At 36.8% G+C, this 22,283-nt stretch carries 24 protein-coding genes; 20 read left to right on the top strand and 4 right to left on the bottom strand.

The window, feature by feature from the left end; all coding sequences use genetic code 11:
* Positions 1-49: 49 nt before the first annotated feature.
* Positions 50-832: a recombination regulator RecX gene (recX, locus tag JG29_RS06160; protein WP_045923082.1), complete on the top strand. Its 783-nt coding sequence runs from the start codon at positions 50-52 to the stop codon at positions 830-832.
* Positions 833-899: 67 nt separating this feature from the next.
* Positions 900-1,436 carry a DUF402 domain-containing protein gene (locus JG29_RS06155; RefSeq protein WP_045923081.1) on the top strand — a complete coding sequence of 179 codons (537 nt, stop codon included), beginning with the start codon at positions 900-902 and terminating at the stop codon, positions 1,434-1,436.
* Between the two features lie 315 nt (positions 1,437-1,751).
* Here the strand turns inward: JG29_RS06155 and JG29_RS06150 are convergent, their stop codons facing one another.
* Both JG29_RS06150 and JG29_RS06145 read right to left on the bottom strand, forming a co-directional pair.
* Complete coding sequence (locus JG29_RS06150; protein WP_045923080.1) at positions 1,752-2,240, bottom strand: methylated-DNA--[protein]-cysteine S-methyltransferase; 489 nt, start codon at positions 2,238-2,240, stop codon at positions 1,752-1,754.
* A gap of 11 nt (positions 2,241-2,251) precedes the next feature.
* Positions 2,252-2,716 (bottom strand): hypothetical protein, encoded by a 465-nt coding sequence (locus JG29_RS06145; protein WP_045923079.1) that lies wholly within the window; start codon positions 2,714-2,716, stop codon positions 2,252-2,254.
* A 115-nt stretch (positions 2,717-2,831) separates the two neighbouring features.
* Here JG29_RS06145 and JG29_RS06140 point away from each other — a divergent pair, with 115 nt between their 5' ends.
* The 8 genes from JG29_RS06140 (at position 2,832) to JG29_RS06105 (ending at position 9,812) form a co-directional block, all read left to right on the top strand.
* Positions 2,832-4,409 carry a peptide chain release factor 3 gene (locus JG29_RS06140; protein WP_045923078.1) on the top strand — a complete coding sequence of 526 codons (1,578 nt, stop codon included), beginning with the start codon at positions 2,832-2,834 and terminating at the stop codon, positions 4,407-4,409.
* A 228-nt stretch (positions 4,410-4,637) separates the two neighbouring features.
* Positions 4,638-4,961 carry a PadR family transcriptional regulator gene (locus tag JG29_RS06135; protein WP_045923077.1) on the top strand — a complete coding sequence of 108 codons (324 nt, stop codon included), beginning with the start codon at positions 4,638-4,640 and terminating at the stop codon, positions 4,959-4,961.
* Positions 4,945-5,568: a DUF1700 domain-containing protein gene (locus tag JG29_RS06130; RefSeq protein ID WP_045923076.1), complete on the top strand. Its 624-nt coding sequence runs from the start codon at positions 4,945-4,947 to the stop codon at positions 5,566-5,568. Before JG29_RS06135 ends, JG29_RS06130 begins: the two co-directional genes overlap by 17 nt.
* A complete protein-coding gene (locus JG29_RS06125; RefSeq protein ID WP_045923075.1) occupies positions 5,565-6,473 on the top strand; it encodes a DUF4097 family beta strand repeat-containing protein in 909 nt (302 codons plus the stop codon). The genes JG29_RS06130 and JG29_RS06125 overlap by 4 nt, the downstream gene beginning before the upstream one ends.
* Before the next feature lie 6 nt (positions 6,474-6,479).
* Positions 6,480-7,361, top strand: a complete 882-nt coding sequence (locus JG29_RS06120) for an ABC transporter ATP-binding protein (protein ID WP_045923074.1) — start codon at positions 6,480-6,482, stop codon at positions 7,359-7,361.
* The gene (locus JG29_RS06115) at positions 7,358-8,038 is read left to right on the top strand and encodes an ABC transporter permease (RefSeq protein ID WP_052696325.1); all 681 of its coding nucleotides are present in this window, start codon (positions 7,358-7,360) and stop codon (positions 8,036-8,038) included. Before JG29_RS06120 ends, JG29_RS06115 begins: the two co-directional genes overlap by 4 nt.
* 107 nt (positions 8,039-8,145) lie before the next feature.
* Complete coding sequence (locus JG29_RS06110) at positions 8,146-8,913, top strand: ABC transporter permease (RefSeq protein ID WP_045923073.1); 768 nt, start codon at positions 8,146-8,148, stop codon at positions 8,911-8,913.
* 11 nt (positions 8,914-8,924) lie between these two features.
* Positions 8,925-9,812 carry a DUF4097 family beta strand repeat-containing protein gene (locus JG29_RS06105; RefSeq protein ID WP_045923072.1) on the top strand — a complete coding sequence of 296 codons (888 nt, stop codon included), beginning with the start codon at positions 8,925-8,927 and terminating at the stop codon, positions 9,810-9,812.
* 232 nt (positions 9,813-10,044) lie between these two features.
* Here JG29_RS06105 and JG29_RS06100 read toward each other — a convergent pair whose 3' ends face one another.
* On the bottom strand, positions 10,045-12,237 hold the full coding sequence (locus JG29_RS06100) for an ATP-dependent Clp protease ATP-binding subunit (protein WP_045923071.1): 2,193 nt from the start codon (positions 12,235-12,237) through the stop codon (positions 10,045-10,047).
* A 269-nt stretch (positions 12,238-12,506) separates the two neighbouring features.
* Here JG29_RS06100 and JG29_RS06095 point away from each other — a divergent pair, with 269 nt between their 5' ends.
* The 5 genes from JG29_RS06095 to JG29_RS06075 all read left to right on the top strand — a co-directional run bounded on the left by JG29_RS06095 (position 12,507) and on the right by JG29_RS06075 (position 17,571).
* Positions 12,507-12,692: a hypothetical protein gene (locus tag JG29_RS06095; RefSeq protein WP_045923070.1), complete on the top strand. Its 186-nt coding sequence runs from the start codon at positions 12,507-12,509 to the stop codon at positions 12,690-12,692.
* 135 nt (positions 12,693-12,827) lie between these two features.
* Entirely contained in the window at positions 12,828-13,094 is a 267-nt protein-coding gene (locus JG29_RS06090) for a phosphocarrier protein HPr (protein ID WP_045923069.1), read from the top strand.
* Entirely contained in the window at positions 13,094-14,830 is a 1,737-nt protein-coding gene (gene ptsP, locus JG29_RS06085) for a phosphoenolpyruvate--protein phosphotransferase (RefSeq protein WP_045923068.1), read from the top strand. The genes JG29_RS06090 and ptsP overlap by 1 nt, the downstream gene beginning before the upstream one ends.
* Before the next feature lie 319 nt (positions 14,831-15,149).
* Positions 15,150-15,566 (top strand): CopY/TcrY family copper transport repressor, encoded by a 417-nt coding sequence (locus JG29_RS06080; RefSeq protein ID WP_045923067.1) that lies wholly within the window; start codon positions 15,150-15,152, stop codon positions 15,564-15,566.
* Entirely contained in the window at positions 15,559-17,571 is a 2,013-nt protein-coding gene (locus JG29_RS06075) for a copper-translocating P-type ATPase (protein ID WP_045923066.1), read from the top strand. Before JG29_RS06080 ends, JG29_RS06075 begins: the two co-directional genes overlap by 8 nt.
* On the opposite strand, the gene JG29_RS06070 is transcribed toward JG29_RS06075, so the two are convergent.
* Positions 17,568-17,993, bottom strand: a complete 426-nt coding sequence (locus tag JG29_RS06070; protein WP_045923065.1) for a hypothetical protein — start codon at positions 17,991-17,993, stop codon at positions 17,568-17,570. The two genes, JG29_RS06075 and JG29_RS06070, sit on opposite strands and share 4 nt — an antisense overlap.
* Before the next feature lie 24 nt (positions 17,994-18,017).
* Here JG29_RS06070 and JG29_RS06065 point away from each other — a divergent pair, with 24 nt between their 5' ends.
* From JG29_RS06065 to JG29_RS06045, 5 genes are all read left to right on the top strand, one after another.
* On the top strand, positions 18,018-18,755 hold the full coding sequence (locus JG29_RS06065) for an MBL fold metallo-hydrolase (RefSeq protein ID WP_045923064.1): 738 nt from the start codon (positions 18,018-18,020) through the stop codon (positions 18,753-18,755).
* A gap of 225 nt (positions 18,756-18,980) precedes the next feature.
* Complete coding sequence (gene spx / locus JG29_RS06060; protein WP_045923063.1) at positions 18,981-19,379, top strand: transcriptional regulator Spx; 399 nt, start codon at positions 18,981-18,983, stop codon at positions 19,377-19,379.
* A 190-nt stretch (positions 19,380-19,569) separates the two neighbouring features.
* The gene (locus tag JG29_RS06055; protein ID WP_045923062.1) at positions 19,570-20,211 is read left to right on the top strand and encodes an adaptor protein MecA; all 642 of its coding nucleotides are present in this window, start codon (positions 19,570-19,572) and stop codon (positions 20,209-20,211) included.
* Positions 20,212-20,522: 311 nt separating this feature from the next.
* The gene (locus tag JG29_RS06050; RefSeq protein WP_045923061.1) at positions 20,523-21,824 is read left to right on the top strand and encodes a Y-family DNA polymerase; all 1,302 of its coding nucleotides are present in this window, start codon (positions 20,523-20,525) and stop codon (positions 21,822-21,824) included.
* The gene (locus tag JG29_RS06045) at positions 21,781-22,212 is read left to right on the top strand and encodes a hypothetical protein (protein WP_156961640.1); all 432 of its coding nucleotides are present in this window, start codon (positions 21,781-21,783) and stop codon (positions 22,210-22,212) included. Before JG29_RS06050 ends, JG29_RS06045 begins: the two co-directional genes overlap by 44 nt.
* Positions 22,213-22,283 lie beyond the last annotated feature (71 nt).

Below are 22,283 nucleotides of genomic sequence, written 5' to 3'. Positions count from 1 at the left end.
TTCCTTATTTCTGCTATGATATTATCCAGTATAGCATGTGGAGGTCTGTATGGCGAAAATTACTAAGATTAGTACACAAAAACGCAAGGGCCGCTATAATATTTTTTTAGACGGCCATTATGCTTGGGCAGTAACTGAGGACGTTTTAATTAAATATCATTTAGCTAAGGGTCAAGAATTGGATCCAGCGATAATCCAACAAATTCAAGAAACGGAGCAGTATTTTCAAGCCTATAATCAGGCGCTCAATTATTTGAGTTATCAATTACGCAGTGTCGCTGAAATAAGAGAACATTTACAAACTTTAGAATATGATAATGCACTCATTCAACAAGTAATAGCCCAGCTAAGTCAACAGCAATATTTAAATGATCAACAATATGCCGATAGTTTTGTGCGGACTGCTATCAAAATTTCTCTGGATGGACCTGGTAAAATTACCCGAAAATTACAACGTAAAAAAGTAGCGGCTGTGCAAATCCAGCAATCTTTGACATTATTTACGCCAGCTTTAATGGAGCAAAACGCTGTCAAATTGGCACAAAAAGTTCAAAAGCAGGCCCATAACCAATCTTACCAAGCCGTTTTACAAAAAATAAAAAAACGGTTGCAGACTGCTGGTTATCCCGCAACAGTTGTTACACAAGCATTGGCTCAATTAGATTTGCAGCCGGATTTAAAACACGAGCAGCAATTACTGGCTCAAACGGGGCAGAAGTTATGGCGTCGCTATCAAAAGCAGACTAATGGTCGGCAAAAATTATATGCAGCCTTGGCCCGGCGCGGATTTAACAGTGGGGAAATTAGTAATTTTTTACAAGAATTAAATTAAGGGTGGCACATGTGGATAGCTTTGTTATAATCAAAGTGCAAGAGAAATTGGAAAGCTGGGTCAAACTATGCAAGTTCCTAAAGAAGGAGATTACATAGCAATTCAGAGTTATAAACATGATGGCCACTTGCATCGCACTTGGCGTGATACGATGGTTTTAAAAACCAGCGAAAATGAAATTATTGGTTGTAATGATCATACTTTAGTAACCGAATCAGATCGACGACGTTGGTATACACACGAAACAGCCTTAGTTTATTTTCATCGGCATTATTGGTTTAATATTGTTACTATGTTGCGCGATAATGGACCATCATATTATTGTAATTTAGCAACCCCTTTTGTTTTAGATTCCGAAGCCTTAAAGTACATTGATTATGATCTGGATATTAAGGTTTTTCCCGATGGTGAAATTCGGCTTTTGGATGTTGATGAGTATGCAGCCCATCGTCATTTATGGCATTATTCAGATACCATCGATGATATTTTAAAGTATAGTACGGAAGTCTTGATTAGTTGGATTAAAAAGCAAAAGGGCCCCTTTTCCCCCGGATATGTGGAACTGTGGCAGCGACGTTATCAAGAATTATTACATCATGCTTAATGAATTAGCTATGAAAAAGGCGGGATCAATCCCCGCCCTTTTGTTTTGCTGGTTTGATTGAGAAAATAATCAGCGCCAATCAGTTTAAAACAACTTCAGTCAAAGTGCACAAATGCGCATCTTTGGCAACAGTTAAGCAGTATGACGAACTAAAATTTTAACCATCATAGTAAAAATATCACAAATACTTTTATTAATTATAGAAAATAAAAGCAATTTTGAAGAACAATGAGTTAGAAAAATAAAAAGCCCGCCTTAAATTGCACTGCGGCGGGAAATTAAAAATGCTTTTTAATAATAAAATTATAGCATGCTCTATTTTTGCTCATGGTTAAGTAACCACCGCTTACGGGAAAGACCTCCTGCATATCCGGTTAATTGGCCTTGACTTCCTACTACGCGATGACAGGGAATAATAATGGAGATGGGATTATGTCCTACTGCTTGACCAATAGCCCGGGCTGAATGAGGACGTTGCAGATCCTCTGCCAGTTGTTGATAAGTTTTAACTTGACCATAAGGAATTTGACTAATTGCTTGCCATACTTGGCGTTGAAAGGCTGTTCCTTGAGGATTAAGGGGCAAGGCAGTTACCTGAGGCTTTTGACCGGCAAAATATTGTTGCAACCATCGACTAGCAGCGTCAGTGAGATGATTTTGTTGTCCTGATAAGCTCTTTAAATCTATTTTATGGCCAAAATATTTTTGATCCTGCATCCAAACTGCCAACAATTGTTGAGCAGTAGCGACAATTAAAAGCGGTCCTAAAGGTGAAGTAATAGTGGCATTAAATAATTTTTTCATGATAATTTTCTCTATTTTTGTTCCGGATCGATGCTTAAAGTACTATATTCTAAATTAGAGGCTAAAATTAACGAAATAATTAAAAGTGCAATAATCCATCCTGCTAAAGTTCCCAGAATCTGATAAGGAGCAAAAAGTTGATGAATTAATTTGGCAAAAATAATAGTTAAGACAAAATCAATCGCAAAATTCCAATAAAAATTACTAGAATTATAGTCTAAAATGTTAAAAAAATTAATTAATCGACGCAGATAAGGATTACTGGTCTGTTTGGCAATAATACTAATTGGACGGTGGGCAATAGATTTAACAGCAACCATTAAAATTGCACCGATTAAGGCGCAAATACCCAGCCGCCACCAGCTATTGTAGTGATTAATTAGGGCATTATAACCTGTTCCAATTAAGGAGAGGCATAAGAAATAGGGAATAATAAAGAGAAAAGTATAAATGATGAAGATTTTTTTATTTGACATAATGATTTCCTTTCGTCATTATTATAACTTATCGAGCAATATTAGTTGAGTAAAAACATGCACAGAAGCAGTTTTTTGCTATAATTTTAATCAGTATGTTAAATGGGGCGAAAAAATGAATCAGCAAGAATTACAACAAGAAGTAGCTAAGCGGCGGACTTTTGCAATTATCTCACACCCGGACGCGGGAAAAACTACAATTACTGAACAAATGTTATTGTTTGGGGGAGTTATTCGCTCCGCCGGCACTGTTAAAGGTAAAAAAACAGGAAATTACGCCACTTCTGATTGGATGGAAATTGAAAAAAAGCGGGGTATTTCTGTTACCAGTTCGGTGATGGAATTTGATTATCAAGGTAAACATGTTAATATCTTGGATACTCCTGGACACGAGGATTTTTCAGAAGATACTTATCGAACACTGATGGCAGTCGATGCAGCAGTAATGGTTATCGATTCGGCAAAAGGAATTGAGGCGCAAACTAAGAAGTTATTTAAGGTTGTTAAAAAACGCGGTATTCCTATTTTTACTTTTATGAATAAATTAGATCGTGATGGGCGCGAACCGTTAGATCTGATTGGCGAATTAGAAGATCTCTTAAAAATTGAAGGTTGCGCGATGAACTGGCCTATGGGCAGCGGAAAAACGCTGAAGGGCTTATATGATATTTATCATAATCGGATTGAACTATACCGGCCCCAAGCTAATGAATCCCAGTTTTTACCCTTAGATGCCACCGGAAAGTTGGCAGCTACAGAAGAATTAACACAAGACAGTATTTATCAACAGACCTTAGATGAAATTGAATTAATTAAAGGGGCAGGGAACACTTTTGACCCGGATAAAATTGCCCGCGGAGAGCAAACTCCAATTTTCTTCGGCTCGGCGCTGACTAATTTTGGCGTGCAAACTTTTTTGGATGAATTTTTAAAATTGGCTCCTGCACCTAGTACTCATGAAATGCAGGATGGTGCCAATTTGCCAGCTAGTGATCCACAGTTTTCAGGTTTTGTTTTTAAAATTCAGGCTAATATGAATCCTAAACATCGTGATCGGATTGCTTTTGTAAGAATCGGTTCAGGAGAATTTGATAAGGGAATGGATGTCACCTTGCAAAGAACCGCTAAAACTTTGCGCTTAAATAATGCAACGGAATTTATGTCAGCACAGCGTGAACAAGTAAAGACAGCAGTAGCTGGTGATATTGTCGGTTTGTATGATACAGGAAATTTCCAAATTGGCGATACACTTTATAGTGGCAAACCTGAACGGAAATATCCAGCTTTACCACAATTTACACCCGAAATTTTTATGGAAGTTACCGCTAAAAATGTGATGAAGCAAAAATCCTTCCATAAAGGGATGCAGCAGTTAGTCCAAGAAGGAGCGGTCCAGTTATATCGTAATTACCAAACGGGGGATTATATTTTAGGTGCTGTTGGACAATTACAATTTGAAGTTTTTAAATTCCGGATGCAAAATGAATATAATACAGAAGTAGTAATGAAACCAATTGGTTCGAGAATTGCGCGCTGGATTGATCCCCAGCAACTTGATCCTACTATGTCTTCAGCCCGTAATTTATTAGTAAAGGATATGTCCGAACAGCCGTTGTTCTTATTTGAGAATCGTTTTGCTGAAAACTGGTTTAAAGATAAATATCCCCAAGTTAAGTTGACTGCTAAATTGTAATCAAAAAAAGATTAATTGTTTAAAAGCAAATCAAACTCGGTGATTTGCTTTTTTATTGTCTTTTGATATTAATTACAGTACAATATTATATGAAATATAGTATAGCTATTAAAATTTTTTCATATCAGCTGCAAATAAAACCAGCTTTAATCAAAAACAGTTAAGATAACAGCAAGTATTGGATATAAACTAAAAACCAGCTTCATTTGTATGAAAGGAAGCAACTACATGGCAATTCAAATTTCTTCCGAGATTCTAGAAGGAATTGTATTAGCAGCTTTACAGCAGGCTGATTTATATGGTTACGCTTTAACGCAACAAGTGCAATCTATCTTTGATATTTCGGAATCAACAATTTATCCCGTATTACGTCGCCTGAAAAAAGAGCAATATTTAACGACTTACGATCAACCTTATCAAGGACGCAACCGTCGTTATTATCAAATAACCGACTTGGGTCAACAGCGACTGGCTAGTATCAAGTGTGATTGGCAAGATTTTAATAAGAAAGTAAATCAAGTATTGGGAGATCAAGATGAATCAAGAAATTGAAACTTATATCAAGCAATTGGATAGGAATTTAGAACAGTTAGATCCCACTGAACGTGCAGAATTAGAAGAATTCTATCGAGAATTTCTCTTGGATGCTCATTTATTTAGTCGTTATGACATTGAAAAAGAACTAGGCACTCCCAAAAAATTGGCACATAAAATTATGGCCGATTATTCTTTAACCATTTCAAAGACCGATCCAGCCACTGCTAATGTAGAGCAACCGCAGCATAATTTGCAGGCTATTAAATGGATTTTGTTGGGATTATGTGCTGTTCCCTTAGGTTTGCCGTTATTTTTAATTTTAGTGGCGGTTATCCTCTTTTTTATCATTTTAATTGTGCTTCTTGTGGGAGTGTTGGCTGGTCTTTTGCTTCCCACCGGCTGGATTATGTATAAAGCTTTCCCATTATTGTTGACTAGTAATTGGGCGGTGGGCTGTTTTTATATTGGTGCCGGTATTATAGTATTCGCAGTGATTTTTCTCGTGGGGCCTGTATGTTGGCGAATGGTTCGCGGAGTCGTTTCTTTAGTAGCTCGGATAGCAAGGTGGTTAGGGCGTAAAGTTCTAATTGGTAAATATTATCCTGGAGGCGCTGCTAAATGAAAAAATATTATCAAATAATCGGCGGCCTGTTTTTTCTCGGACTTTTAATTTGTGGTATCGGCTATTTCAATCGGGGTTTCCAAACTATTGGTACTAATAATGGCCAAGGACCGCTGGTAGTTTTGAAAAATAACCCGCGCAGAATTCAGCGAACCTTGACGACAACTAAACAATTTACAACAGCAGATATTACTATTAAAAATACGCAACTGGTTGTTAAACCCGGCCCGCAGTTGAAAGCAGAATTTACCAGTAAGCAGTATGTCCAAGTGGCAGTAAGAGATCACCAACTACAAATTATCCAAAAACAATATCCCAACCAAGTTAATGAAGTTCATCTTCGAGCTCCCCAAGATCGTTCCCCAGTTCAATACTCCCGCTTAGTTATTACTATTCCTCCTAAGCAAACATTAGCGGCTTTGAAACTAAAAGCGGATAATTGTCGGTTATCTTTTCAAAATGTGGCTGTTAATAAGTTAGTTTTAGATAATACTAACTCCCAGGCTGACTGGCATCAAGTAAGCATTATCCGTCAAGCCCAAATTAACGATAGTGATTGCCGTTATCAATTAGATAATTGCCGCTTGGTAGCTCCTAAATTTGACCTCAATGATGCCCACTTGCAAATTCAACATTCGCAATTAACCAATTTGGATCTAAACGCCAATACGATAACCTTGAAAATATTAGCGACCGCTTTAGGACAAGATAACTTAATTAAGGCTAATGATTTACAACTAACTTTAGAAGATCTCAATCCAGATTTAAGCATTAACACCAGTGGTCATTTAGATATTATTCATAATCATCAGCCTAAGCGGCGCCAGCTGCAGCAAAATAATTCTTCAATTAATTTTTTAGATATTCATAGCGATGATGGTCAACTGAAACTGCAAGGAGGCTAATTAATAATGTTGTCAGTACAAAATGTAGATGTGTTTATTAATCAAAAAGAAATTATTCACCAAGCCTCTTTTCAAGTGCCTGCCGGAGCAGTTATAGGGTTGGTAGGGCCTAATGGGGCTGGAAAAACCACTATTATGAAAACAATTTTAGGTTTAACCAAATTTAGCGGCAGCATCCAGATTGATAATCAAGAGGTAACCGAAAATAATCACCAAGCTTTACAACAAGTGGGAGCCTTAATTGAACATCCAGCAATTTATCCGTTTTTAACCGGTTTACAAAATTTAGAATTATATAGTCAGGATCACCAGGATCTGCAAGAAGTAGTTTCGCTCGTGCAAATGGAGAGCTATCTGAACCAAAGAGCCAAAAATTATTCCTTAGGTATGAAACAAAAATTGGGCATTGCGCTGGCTTTATTGAATAAACCCCGGCTGGTTATTTTAGATGAGCCGATGAACGGTTTAGATATTGAGGCCACGATTACTATTAGAAAAGTTATTAAGCAATACGCTCAGCAAGGAACTGCCTTTTTAATCTCCAGCCATGTTCTCAGTGAACTACAAAAAGTGATGACCGGAATTGTTTTGCTCAATGCAGGTCAAGTTGTCATGGATAAAACCGTAAAAGAGTTTACGCAAGAACCTCAACAGCAATATCAAGTATTAACCGATAATCAAAGTCAAGCCCAAGAGTTACTACAAAAAAAGCAGATTAAGTTTAGCTCCAGCGGACCTTATTTGTTGATTTCTCACGCTGATATTTTGTCAGCGCAAACCGTATTTTACACACATAACTTACATTTATTAGAATTGGCGCCCGTAAAAGCCAATTTTGAAGAACTTATTGTAGATTTGTTACAGCAGCAAAGGAAGATGCACGTATGATTGATTGTTTAAAACAAGAAAATTTCAAATTTTGGCATCAACATTTTCCCTTTTACGGTATGGCCGCGTTAGCGTTATTCATGCTGGAAACTGCTATTTCCGGTCCAATTAAACCGCGCATTATTGCTCAAGGTTTTGGTTTGGGACAGTGGGTGATCTTAATTATGATAACGATCAGTCCCACATTTTTGGCTCTGGAATATAAAAATAACACGATTATTACTCTTTTTTATAAGAACTCTAATAAGAAAAATATATATTGCGCTAAATTCTTATTAACTTTTAGTTATGGACTATTGTTGGATGCAGGCGGCTTTATCTTTGCCTTAGGGCTGAAAAGTCTTTTTGTCGGGGATAAATATTCTTGGACGATCATTTATGAAAATACGCAAGATCTAATCACGACTTTATTACTTAATATTGGGGGAAGTATTGTCTATTTGCTCTTTATCATAGCACTCTGTTTTTTCTTATTTACTTTAATTAAAGTCAATGTGGCTGTAATTGGTATCGGGATTGCCTTGGGGTTTTTAGGCGCCAGTTTCTCGCAGCTTCTGATGGATTCTTTTCCCCACTATCAAAATCTTTTAAAATGGAACCCTTTAAATATGATCAATATTATTAATCAGTTGCCGCAGGTTAATTATGCACAGCATTCAACTTTAGAGAATTCCTAATTGCTGCTAGCAGTTTTAATTTATACTCTTATCTTTTTAGGACTGGGTTATCAATTTTTTCAAAACCACAAAGTGTGAGTTCTTTAGGTGTTTAGGGAGGTTTCAAAGTGAAAACGTGCTTAAAACAGGAATTTTATAAACTACTTCATAAAAAAATGATCTGGATTATCCCAATCATTTTATTATTGTTAATGATTTTTGCTGCTTTGAGTCTGAGTGCTCAAGAAAATCGTTTGTTAGCGATGGATACTTATTTTTCTGATAACTGGATTATGTTGTTATTGATTATTACGGCTTCTACAATTTTTTCAATGGAATTTCAAAATAATGCCATTTTAATACTGCTTTATAAAGCACCACATAAAAGCGAGGTTTACTTAGCCAAAATAATTGTGATATTTGTTTATAATTTGGCTTTACATGTTTTAGCCATTGTATTTACGTTGCTGCTCAAAGCCTTTGCCCTTGGCGGGACTGTTAATTGGATAGCGACTTATCAATATCAGCAACCCTTGTGGTTAAACATGCTGCATACTTCTTTTTTAGATTTAATTGCTTCAACTTTAATTATTAGCCTAATTTTTCTTGTTTCTTGTTTGATTAATAATAATGCGGTAGTTATTGCCGTTAATTTAGGTATCTTTTTTATGGGTGGCAGCTTGTCGGCTGATTGGTTAAGAAGTGGAAGTCGTTGGTTGGATTTAATTAAATGGAATCCGCTCAATATGACTAATTTAGTAACTCAATATTATAATTATCCCGTTTATCATCAAACCAGCCATTTAAATAATCTGCAATTATTAACCGGATCACTAGCTTATATCTTTTTCTTCTTGATTTTAGGTTACTTAATTTTTAAAAAGAAGCGATTTTAAGGAGAAAACAAATGAAGAAATATTATTTGATAAGTGGTAGTGTTTTGTTGCTGGGAGCTTTACTGTGTCTGCTGGGCTATTGTCATCAGGGGTTTAAAACGATTGCCAGTACCAGCTCTACAAGTCCGTTACTGGTTTTATCGGATAATCCGCACAATTACTCGATAAAGAAAAGCTTTAGTCGGGCAGATATTGATGTTCAAGATATAGAAGTGGAAATACGTTTAGGCTCTCAGTATCAAGTTCAAGTCCAGTCGCAGCAATTGTTAACAGTTACAGTAAAACAAGACAAACTGCAAATAAAACAACTGGAGAATAATTTTCCCCAAACTTTTCAAATTAATAATTATAAAAAAAGTTTAGGCCAATCGCGGCCACGATTATTAATTACTCTACCTTCTAAAGCAGCCTTAAAAAGTTTAAATATAACTGCCCAAGCTCCTGTAACTATTAGTAATTTGCTAATGCAACAGCTGCATGTGTCGGGAGAAAAGTCAGCTCTGTTTTTACAACGAACCCAAATTCAACAGCAGGCAACTTTCAATGCGGATGCAAATAGTATCTACTTCAATAATTGTCAAGTGCATAATCTGATCAGTACAGCTCATAGCAGCCGGCTAACTATTAAGCAGTCACAATTACAAACAATGCAGCTGCAAGCTGATAAACTCCAAGGACAAATCTTAGCTACAGAAATGAAAGGAAAAAATAAAATTCAAGCTACGAAATTAAATTTAAACTGTTACTCTGATAATCCCGATTTAAGTTTAATGATTAATGGTGATACGACAATTTATTATCATCAAAAACAATACGCTGGATCTTTAAGACGGCAAAAAAGTACCACCAATACTTTAGAAATTAGCGGCGATCAAGGTCTTATTAAAATAAAAGATTGAGAGTTCAGCTCAAAATGCCAAAGTAGAGCACCTGAGTACTGCAATAATGGAATTGAGATGTTTCAGCAGCTGAAAAGTATAATTAGAAACCTTAGTCTAAGAAATTAATATTGGAAAATATTTTTAGATTAACTTTCCTCAATGAATTAATCAGGTATTGATTTTGCTTCAAGAGCAGCTGGTGTAACATATGTAAAAAAAAGCCAAAATCGTTAGATTTTGGCTTTTAGTTTTAAGCATTTTCGGATGATGCAGTGGTTGGCGCAGCACTAATTTGAATTTTGTCGTCTTGAACGTCAGCTTGTAAATGCTGTACATCAGGATGATCCAGATAATAATCGGCCACTTTGTCTTCAATTTGGTCTTGAATGACTCTTCTTAAAGGCCGTGCTCCCATGCTGGGATTATATCCTAACTGTACAATTTTTTCTTTAGCGGCATCTGTAACGGTAATATTTAAGTTTTGATCGGCAATCATTTGATTGGTGTCGGCAATCATTAAATCGACAATCTTTAACAGACTTTCTTTCGCTAACGGCTTGAATTCAATAATACCATCAAAACGGTTTAAAAATTCCGGTTTGAAATAATTGCCTAATTTATCAATCACAGAATTAGTGGTTCCATTCGCTTCCGCACCAAAACCGACGCTGGCTTCAGTAGTTCCTTGGCCGGCATTAGATGTCATAATTAAGATAGTATCTTTGAAACTGACTGTCCGCCCCTGAGAATCAGTCAACCGCCCGTCATCCATGATTTGTAAGAACATATGCATAACATCGGGATGAGCTTTTTCAATTTCATCTAATAAGATTAAACTATAAGGATGACGCCGAACTTGTTCGGTTAATTGACCAGCTTCTTCGTAGCCTACATACCCCGGAGGCGAACCAATTAATTTAGAAACGCTGTGTTTTTCCATATATTCCGACATATCAAAACGAATCATCGCATCTTTACTGCCGAATAGCTGGCGGGCTAACTGTTTAGCTAATTCAGTTTTACCTACTCCTGTAGGTCCGACAAAGAGAAAAGAACCAATTGGGCGACCGGTCTTATTGAAACCGACCCGATTCCGGCGGATAGCCCGGCTAACTTGCTCCACAGCATTGTTTTGACCAATTACATGAGCTTCCAAATCCGGAGTTAAATTGCGTAATTGTTCTTGTTCTTGCGATTTTAGTTCACCGACCGGAATATTAGTCATCTCTTCGACAATTTTTTCAATGTCTTTTTCATTAACAGTAGGTTCTTTTTCGGTATTAACCTTATTATCACGCATAGCTTCAAATTTTTTCACTTGATCGCGATAAAAAGCCGCTTTCTCATAGTCTTCTTGCTTGAGAGCATTTTGTTTTTGTTGCTCCGCTGAATCAATTTTTTGTTGAACATCTTTAGGATCAATAGCATCCAGAGTTAAGTTCTTGCGTGATCCGGATTCATCCAGCAAGTCGATGGCTTTATCAGGCAAGAAACGATCTTGTATATAGCGATTAGATAAAGTTGCGGCTGCTTCAATAGCTTCATCGGTATATTTAACGTGATGATAGCTTTCATATTTCGGCTGAATACCTTTTAGAATTTGTAAAGTCTGTTCTACAGACGGTTCATTCACTTCCACTGGCTGCAGTCTTCTAGCCAGTGCGGAATCTTTTTCAATTTGACGATATTCATTAAAAGTTGTGGCTCCGACTAACTGCAACTCGCCACGTGCCAGTGCCGGTTTTAAAACATTGCCGGCATCCATTCCACCTTCAGCGTTGCCCGCGCCAACAATTTCATGGATTTCGTCAATAAACAGAATAATATTCTTGTTTTGTTCCAGTTCTTTAATTAATTGCTGCATTCTTTGTTCAAACTGTCCCCGAACACCGGTACCTTGAACTAAAGAAACTACATCTAGACGAATAACACGCTTATTTTGCAATTTTTCAGGCACTTGACTATCAACAATTTTTTGAGCCAAACCTTCAACTACGGCAGTTTTGCCGACTCCGGCTTCACCAATTAAAACCGGATTATTTTTAGTACGTCGATTTAAAATTTCAATAACGCGGGCAATTTCTTGGTCACGACCGATGACCGGATCAATTTTACCAGCTTTAGCTTGAGCAGTTAAATCAACACCATATTGATCTAAAATGCCGTTGCCACCGCCGCGACGGTTATTACCGCCACGTTGAGCCTGCCGCGGAATTTCCTGGCCTCTTTGGGCCGCTTGTTGCGGATCGATTGTTCCAAATAATTCACTTAAATCACCAAAGCCAAAAGGATCGTTATAAATCATTGAACTACCTCCTTGGGCCTGTTGTTCTCTTAATTTTTGATAACAGTTTTGGCAGAGATTAACTTCTGCTCTGCGACCATTAACACTCGTATAGAGATGGATAGTTGCTTCATTTTTATGACAATTTTGACAAAGCATTAACCCGATTCCACCTTTCTTAAGTTAAATTAGTAAACTAATAAAAGTAATGCCGAGTAAAACTTAATAATTTTGAGGTCCATCTATTTTATTAATCATTTGTATAACTATAAATCTGTACTAATCATTTAGTACGATTATTATTATACGATTAGCACTCGGAACATGCAAGTGCTAAGTCTTGGAAATAGAAAATTTTTATTTGCTTATTTAACGGGCAATTTATTAGTTATACTATAATAGTAGAAATAGTTAAAGAAGGTGCATAAATGGATTTTTCTAGCTTACTGCAAGATCTGATCGCCGGCAAAATTCAGGAAATTGAGGTTAACGAAGGGGATTTTTTTGCTTTTAATCAGGCTTGGTTAGCATGTCCACAGCATAAACAGATCATTGGTACAGCTCAGCGAGATGGCAAAGTTGATTATCATTTTGTAAAAGACGGCAATGCCTAATGAGACTGGGGTTTGAAGTTTAATGGCTAAAGACTTGCCATGTATTTTGAATAATGGTAATGTTAATTTTGATGTTAAGTTATTTCTTTACATTAAAGTTGGGAATTATTACTAGTTGAAGTGAGGTTTTTTAAAATGGAGAAGAAAGATTTTCATATAATTGCAGAAACAGGTATTCACGCTCGTCCAGCTACAATGTTAGTTCAAACTGCAAGTAAGTTCAGTTCTGACATTAACTTGGAATATTCTGGTAAAACTGTTAATTTAAAATCAATTATGGGTGTAATGTCTCTTGGAGTTGGTCAAAATGCTGACGTTACCATTACAGCTGATGGGGATGATGCGAGCGATGCCATGACTGCAATTTCGGAGACTATGACAAAGGAAGGCCTTTCAGAATAATGACTAAAACCTTAAAGGGAATTGCTGCTAGTGATGGCTTTGCAACGGCTCCAGCGTACTTATTGGTTGAACCTGATCTTTCCTTTAAGAAAACAACGATCAAAGACGTTCAAGCGGAAGTACAACGCCTTAAAGCAGCGGTTCAAGAATCCGATGCAGAATTAACCAAAATTCGTGATACAGCTCAGAAAACCTTAGGCGAAGAAGAAGCCCAAGTTTTTGATGCGCACAAAATGATTCTGGCTGATCCGGAATTTGTTGGAGCAATTGAAAGCCAAATTAAGGACCAAAAGCTGAATGCGGAACAAGTTCTTAGAACTGTAACCGATAATTTTATTACAACTTTTGAAGCGATGACTGATAATAAGTACATGCAAGAGCGTGCAGCTGATGTGCGTGATGTAACTAAACGAATTATGAGTCATTTATTAGGGGTGCAATTACCCAATCCAGCTTTAATTGATCATGAAGTTATTGTTATTGCTCATGATTTGACTCCTAGTGACACAGCACAATTAAATAAAAAATATGTCAAAGCCTTCGCCACTGATGTTGGCGGGCGGACAGCACATTCTGCCATTATGGCTCGCTCTTTGGAAATTCCGGCTGTTGTCGGGACTAATACAATTACTAAAGACGTTGCCAATGGCGATGAGCTCATTGTAGATGGAGTTAATGGTGATGTCGTCATTCAACCAAGTGCAGCTGATAGTGATCACTATCAAAAAGCAGCCGCTGAATATGCTTCGGAAAAAGCAGAATGGTCCAAATTAAAAAATAGTGCTACCGTAACTGCTGATGGCAAGCATTTTGATATTGCTGCTAACATTGGAACTCCCAAAGACTTGGCCGGGGCTAATGCTAATGGGGCTGAGGCTATTGGTCTTTATCGCACTGAGTTTTTGTATATGGATTCTGCGGAGTTACCTAGTGAAGAAGATCAATTTCAGGCTTATAAAACAGTTTTAGAAGGTATGAATAATAAGCCTGTGGTAGTGCGAACCATGGATATTGGCGGTGACAAACATTTACCATATCTGCCACTACCAGAAGAAATGAATCCTTTTCTAGGTTATCGGGCTATTCGAATTAGTTTAGATCGGCAAGATATTTTTCGGACTCAATTACGAGCCTTATTACGGGCTTCTGCCTTTGGGAAATTATGTATCATGTTTCCGATGATTGCTACTTTGCAAGAATTTAGACAGGCTAAGGCTATTTTGCAAGAGGAAATGCAAAAACTTAAAGCTGATGGAATTGCCTATGATGAAAAAGATTTACAAGTTGGAATTATGGTAGAAATTCCTGCAGCTGCTGTCTTAGCGGATCAGTTTGCTAAAGAAGTTGATTTCTTTAGTATTGGAACTAATGATCTTATCCAGTACACGATGGCAGCAGATCGGGGAAACGATCAGGTTTCCTATCTCTATCAGCCATATAATCCTTCGATTTTACGGCTCATTAAGCGGACAATTGATGCGGCTCATCAAGAAGGTAAATGGGTTGGTATGTGTGGTGAAGCAGCGGGCGATTCGATTATGACTCCTTTACTGATGGGTATGGGTCTGGATGAATATTCAATGAGTGCTACTTCCATTTTACGGGTGCGTTCTTTGATGAAACATTTAGATACGAATGAACTGCAAGAATTAGTAGAGCAGGCCATTAACGTTTCTCTGACTAATGAGGAAAATAAGCAGTTGGTAACTAAATTTGTCGAAGAGCATCGTCATTAATTATTGTAAATAAGGACTTAACTCAGTTTTTTCTGGGGTTAGGTCTTTTTTTAATATAAAAGGTAAAGCCAGTATCAGCCCAATCTTCTAATATGAAAAACTCCTTATTTAGTAATCTGCACAATGGAGTAATTAGACACCAATGCTTACTTCTATTTCTGGCACTAGTGTACTGTCTTTGACCTTTCTAGATTGCTTTCATGTTGTGGAGAGCTTTAGTTACCGATTAGTTTTCAAACTAAGGTAGTTAATAGTAAATAATTGACAATCTGTGTTTACAACTGTAAATTTAAGATAATCTGAGTAAGGAGCTTTATTTATGGAAGAAATTACCAATGCTGAATGGGAAGTAATGCGTGTGATTTGGACTTTAAAACAGGCCACTGCACAAGAAGTTATTACAAATTTAAACCATTATAACTGGCAGCCAGCCACTATTAAAACTTTAATTGGCCGTTTAGTGAAGAAGGGTTGTCTAGCTGTTCGGCGGCAAAAACGTCCTTACGTCTATTATCCTTTAGTTGCCGAAAATGAGGCAATGGATCAAGCAGCTACAAATCTCTTTTCACATCTCTGCAATATGAAAAAAGGCCATACCTTATTGACTTTAATAAACGCCACTACTTTATCGCAAAGTGATATTGTAAAATTACAAACACTTTTAAAGCAAAAGGCGCTGAGCGCACCTCAAGAAGTTGCTTGTGATTGTTTAAGGGGGAGATTAGAGCATGAATAATATGAAGATGGGTAATAATTCGCATGATAATATGATGCATGGAGGGTCCATGATGCAGGGGGGTTCTATGATGCATATGGGCAACTTGCGGCAAAAATTTTGGCTTTCTCTCATATTGGCAGTTCCAATCTTGTTTTTATCGCCAGCCATGGGAATTCATTTGCCTTTTCAGTTTCAATTTCCAGGTTCTGATTTTGTAGTTGTCATTTTTGCAACGGCCCTGTTTTTTTATGGTGGAGCACCCTTTTTAAAGGGGGCCCAAGCAGAACTTAAACAGCGTCGTCCGGAAATGATGACTTTAATTTCTTTAGGAATTACTGTTTCTTACGTTTACAGTCTTTATGCCTTTGTGGTAAATAATATTTTCCATAGTGAAACCATGGTCATGGATTTCTTTTGGGAGTTAGCCACCTTAATTCTAATTATGTTATTAGGACATTGGTTGGAAATGAAAACTTTGATGCAGGCGCAAAGTTCAGTCAGTGACCTTGCTTCTTTACTGCCAGACAAAGTACATTTACAACAAGACGGCAAAATTAAAGACGTGGCTTTAAATCAAGTAGCGACAGGAGCCCATTTTGAAGTCCGCTCGGGCGAAGCAATTCCTTTAGACGGGAAAGTAATAACTGGACAGAGTTCGGTTAATGAATCTTTGGTCACTGGTGAAAGCCAAGCTGTCAGTAAAAAAAGTGGCGATCAAGTAATTGGCGGCTCAATTAATGGTGAGCAAACGCTGATTGTAGAAGCTACCCAAACTGTAAAAACCGGTTTTCTGGCTAATGTAGAGCATTTAGTGCAAGAGTCACAAAATAACAAATCACAGTTACAATCATTGGCAGATAAAGTCGCAGGGTGGCTGTTTTATGCTGCCCTAATTATTGGTGTGATTGCCTTAATTGTGTGGGCGAGTCTTATTGATTTTGCTACTGGTCTTCAAAGAATGGTCACAGTTTTGGTGATTGCTTGTCCGCATGCTTTAGGCTTAGCCATTCCCTTAGTTAACGCCCGTAGTACGACTTTGAGTTCACAAAATGGACTTCTCATTCGTCATCGACAAGTAATTGATACCAGTTCAAAAATTGATTATGTCCTATTAGATAAAACGGGAACCTTGACTGAAGGTAAATTCCAAGTACGTGAATGTCGTTCTGTGAATTCACAATTATCTGATCAAAAAATCTTACAGATTATTGCCGCTTTAGAAGCCCATTCCAATCATCCAATTGCTAAAAGTGTACAAGAGTATTGGCAAAAACGTGATTTGTCAGCTTTGACTGCGGAAAAAGTAACTACGATTGCCGGACAGGGTTTAAAGGGACAAGTTGCCGGAAAAGAGTACCAATTGTTAAACGCTAAAGCTGTTCAAGAACAGGGCTTAAAACTACCCAAAATCCAAGATTCAACTTTAACTACCAGCTATTTAATAACTGATGCACAGGTACAGGGCTATTTAAGTATTGGAGATCAGGTAAAGGACGGGGCGGCTGAGTTAATTGCTCAACTAAAGCAACACAATATTACACCGATGATGCTTACTGGTGATAATCAAGCGGTTGCTGCTAAACTGGCGCAACAATTAAAAATCACCGAATTTAAAGCTGATTTATTGCCAAAAGATAAACAAACTGAAATTTTGAAATTACAAGCGGCAGGACATCAAGTAATGATGGTTGGTGATGGTATTAATGATGCTCCTAGTTTGGCGCAAGCTAATATTGGAGTGGCAATCGGGGCTGGAACAGATGTAGCCATTGACTCCGCTGATGTGGTCTTAGTTAATAGCAATCCGCTGGATATCTTAAAGTTTTTAAATTTAGCGCAAAATACGCATCGTAAAACTATTCAAAATTTATGGTGGGGCGCAGGTTATAATATTATTGCGTTACCCTTAGCTAGTGGTTTATTTGCTTTTGCCGGGATAGTCTTGAGCCCGGCAGTCGGAGCAATTTTGATGTCCTTATCTACTGTAGTAGTTGCCATTAATGCTTTACTTTTAAAAATTTAGCTGTCTTTAGTAACCCGACAATAGTGTACTATGGCAGCTGGTAGTTGCTTGGTTTGTAAGTGTAGTAGTGCAGCGATTGTAGATAAAATCCCGGGATTTTTGGTAAAGACTAATAATTCTCTTTGATCTGCACGTTGGTATAAATTACAATCTAATTGCTTTTGTCTTGCTTGGTTAAAAAGTAATTTTTGATTATCAAGATTTAAATTGAGGTAGATTAAGAAAAAGTCTTTACTTAAAAAGGGATTTAATTTCAGGCTTTGTGCTTGCCAACAGCTTGTCATGGCTAATTGTGGTGACTGGTGAAAATTGATTAAAATATAATCTTCAGCATATTGGATGTTATAAGCAAAAATACTATTTTTAGTAATGTAGGGAACCAAAAATTTTTTAGTTCCTAAATTAATAATTAAATCAAACATAATTTTCTCCTATGAGGTGTGATAATGAAATTAACAGTACTCGGTTATTATGGTGGTTATCCTTATCGTGGACAAGCAACCAGCGGTTATTTGATTCAAGAACAAAATTTTAATTTGTTACTCGATTGTGGTAGTGGAGTTTTAAATGTTTTAGAGTCGTTTTTGGATCCGCTCCAACTAGACGCAGTATTAATAACACATTATCATCATGATCATACGGCTGATTTAGGTGTGTTGCAATATTATTGGCAATTGAAATCCGGTGCCAAAAAGCAGCAGTTTTTGCCTATTTACGGACATACGCAGGATCCTCTTCATTTTGCGGCCTTAACTTTACCCCAAGTTAGTCAAGGCTATCCGTATTCTGATCTGCAGTCCTTAAATTTAGGGCCATTTGTATTAACCTTTTTAAGAACAATCCATCCAGTGCCAGCTTATGCTGTCCGGATTACTTCACAAAGAGATCACAAGACTTTAGTTTTTACGGCTGATACTGCTTATTTTAATGAATTAATCACTTTTGCTCAAGGAGCAGATGTACTCATTACGGATACTAATTTTCCAGCGGACAAATCGGGTCAAATATGGCATATGACCTCACAACAATCAGGCTATTTAGCGCAGCAATCTCAGGTACAAAGACTAATTATTTCGCACTTACCTCAAGAATATTCTTTGGATCAGTTATTAATGGAAGCTCAACAAGCAGCTGGGGAAGTAACGACTTTACGGGCTCATACAGGTTTAAAAATTGTCTTTTAGTATAAATATTAAATTATTAAAAATATTAGTGAAAATGCTGAACAATAATAATTTACTTTGAAAAAAAAGAGCTAATATATTAGTTAATTAAAATAAATGGGCTTGTGAAAACAGAACAAATTTTCGCGTTTTTTCCAAAATATATGGACATTGCTATAAAAAAATATTATAATAAATTTTGTAACATAATAGTTACTACATTATGATGAAAGGGGAGATTCATTAATGGTAACTTTATATACATCTCCAAGCTGTACATCTTGTCGAAAGGCAAAGAAATGGTTTAAGGAACATAATATTCCTTTTAAAGAACGTAATATCTTTGCTCAGCCACTTTCGAAAGATGAGATTAAGAAAATTCTCCAAATGACTGAAGATGGTACCGAAGAAATCATCTCCACTCGTTCTAAGGCTTATCAAGCCTTAAAAATGGATATTAACGATTTGACGATTGATCAGTTGATTAGTCTGATTGAAAAAAATCCAGGACTCTTACGCCGTCCGATTATGATGGATGATAAGAGTTTACAAGTTGGTTATAATGAAGATGAAATTCGTCGATTTTTGCCACGTAAAGTTCGTGTCATGGAATTAAAGCAATTACAGCAAGCTCAGTCTATTTAATAGAATTGCAGAGCTGATTAATGAGTGAAACATTTTTGTTTCACTTTTTTTGTGAGATTTTTGAACTTTGAAACATAATTTTTAGATGATCTGTCTTTCTGAGCTTGTATCTCGGGGGTAATCACTTTACATTCATCACGCGACTGTTAAAATAGGTAGATAAGTAAGAAAAGATTGGTGGTTGACAGCCATGGAAGTAGAGCACGTAAGTGAAAATATGATTCGTGTAGTCTTAGGCAGTCATGATCTGGAAGAGCGTGGGGTAACAATGCTGGATCTGCTGGGAAATCGCAAGCAAATAGAGGCCTTCTTTTATAGTATTCTAGAAGAAGTAGATACTGACCATACCTTTACTCAAGATCAGACAGTTACTTTTCAAGTTGTGCCCAAAAATAATGGTTTAGAATTACTAATTTCTAAAGCACCTAAAAATGGCCAAGATAAGTCTTCACAAGATGAAAATCAATTATTACAAACCTTAGGCCTTGTAGATACGACAGATGATGTGGCTGATACAGTTGACAATACTGATAGTTCTTCAGTTACTAAGGTGCTGGTTTTTAAATTTACAGATTTTGAAGATTTTGTTTCTTTAAGTAAAGTGCTGACGGCTGAAAGCATTTTGAGCACACTTTTTAAGTATCAAGGCACCTATTACTTGGAATTGACTGTTTATGTAGATGAATTGCATAGTATTACGATGGACAATTTAGTAGCTTTAATTCAAGAGTATGGCCAATTGGTGCAAGAATCGCCAGAGATTTTAGCGGAATTTGGTCAAGCTGTGATGGAGCAGTCTGCTTTAGAATTGGCGCGTTATTATTTTAAGTAATTATTGTTGTTACTCACTGAACCAAAACTGATCTGAGTCATCTAAAAAGAGCAGATTATTAAATTTTAAAAAAGGACTAGCTTCCGGTATTTCGGTGTTAGTCCTTTTTTGATATTTGATTAACCTTAAAATTATAAAAAAGTGCTGTTTATAATTGTATGGTAGCAAGTGCATCTTGAAAAGTTAGTCAAGCACAGTTTTCTAGTTTTAGTAGGGCAGAATAATTTTGTCTAAGAAAACCACTTCTTGAAAATACAAACATATGTTCGTATAATAAGAATATAATTTCGATTAGTTCAAGGTGAAATCTGATGTACGATTACAGTAATGAACCCCGTCGGGTAATTTTTATGATTGATAACAAGTCTTTTTACGCTAGTGTAGAGGCCGTCCAGCGAGGACTGAATCCTTTAAAAGCAATTTTGGTAGTGATGTCTGAAACTGCCAATACTAATGGAGGTTTGGTTTTAGCCAGCAGCCCCAGGGCTAAAAAAATTTTTGGTATTAATAACGTTACTCGGCGGCGTGATTTACCTAATGATTCACGGCTAATCATTGTGCCGCCACGCATGAATCTCTATATTAAATATAATTTGGCCATTAATAAAATTTTTCAGCAATTTGCTGCCGAAGAAGATATCCATCCTTATTCCATTGATGAATCTCTTATTGATATGAATGAGAGCTGGAAGCTGTTTGGTAATAGTCCTTATGAAGTGGCCCGTAAGATCCAACTTCAAATTAAATCAGAGTTAGGCTTATATGTTACAGTAGGAATTGGTGATAATCCTTTGCTGGCTAAATTAGCGCTGGATTTAGAGGCTAAATATGCTCATAGTTTGCTTGGTGAATGGCATTATGAGAACCTGCCCGATAAATTATGGCCTATAACCGATTTAACCAGCGTGTGGTCAATTGGAGGGCGAACTGCTAGTAAACTAAATAAAATTGGTATTGCTAGTATGTATGATTTAGCTCACTATAATCCCTACCAATTAAAGGATATGATGGGGGTTATGGGCAGCCAATTATTTGCCTTTTCGTGGGGCATTGACCGGGCGTTAATTCGCCAAAAGTATCAAGTTGCTGATAAATCTTATGGTAATTCGCAAGTTTTGCCCCGAGATTATGTTAATAAACAAGAAATTGAAATTATTTTGCGCGAAATTGCCGAACAAGTAGGAGCAAGGATTCGAGCGCATCATTTAGCTGCTACTGTAGTTAGTCTGCACGTCGGTTTTTCTCTTGCAGCCGTGAAACAATACAGCCGCACCGGCTTTGGCCGTTCAACCAAGATTACTGCAACTAATAATAATCAAATCTTAGCCCAAACAATTATTCAGCTTTTTGAACAAACATGGCAGGGGGAAAGTGTACGTAATTTAGCTGTAAGCTGTTCCCAATTAGTACCTGACAGTCAAATTCAACTGGAGCTTTTTGATACTCATAAAACCCTTCTCAAACAACATTCTCTTGATCAAACCATTGATCAAATTCGACGTAAGTATGGTTTCAAGTCTATTGTTAAATTATCCAGTCTAGTACCAGGAGCAACTGCTATTAGTCGTGATGGATTGGTCGGGGGTCATGCTGGCGGTAATGCTTATGAGTAGCAATAATTATGACTATGATCCTAGTTTAGTGCAGCGCTTTCTCAGTGAATATCAAGATCGCGGTATGTTAAAATGGCAGGGATTTTATTTGAGTGATCATACTGCTAAACTGAATCAAGACCAAGAACAAGCAAAAGCGCGATTGCAACATCAACATTTAGCTTCTGCACAAATGTCTGAGACCCAAATTATACAAATCATTAATCAAGCTGTAATGAAACATTTGACCGTCAAAGTGGAGCCGGCAATTGTTAATTCTGATTTAATAGCCAATTACTGCATCCAGGGCAAAATTATGGGTTGTTTTCAAGACTATATTATGATCGGGAAACAGTTAATCAAAATTAGTGATATCTATAGCATAAAAATTGTAGAGTCAAAAAATTGATATGAAGTATGATCTAGTAATTTATATCAGAATAATAGGAATTTTTTCTATTTTTTTGCGGTAATTAAAAT

Source organism: Bombilactobacillus mellis, assembly GCF_000967245.1.
Taxonomy (GTDB): Bacteria; Bacillota; Bacilli; order Lactobacillales; family Lactobacillaceae; genus Bombilactobacillus; species Bombilactobacillus mellis.
The sequence above is the reverse complement of the archived record's forward strand: the minus strand, read 5'-3'. Positions and strand labels throughout refer to the sequence as shown.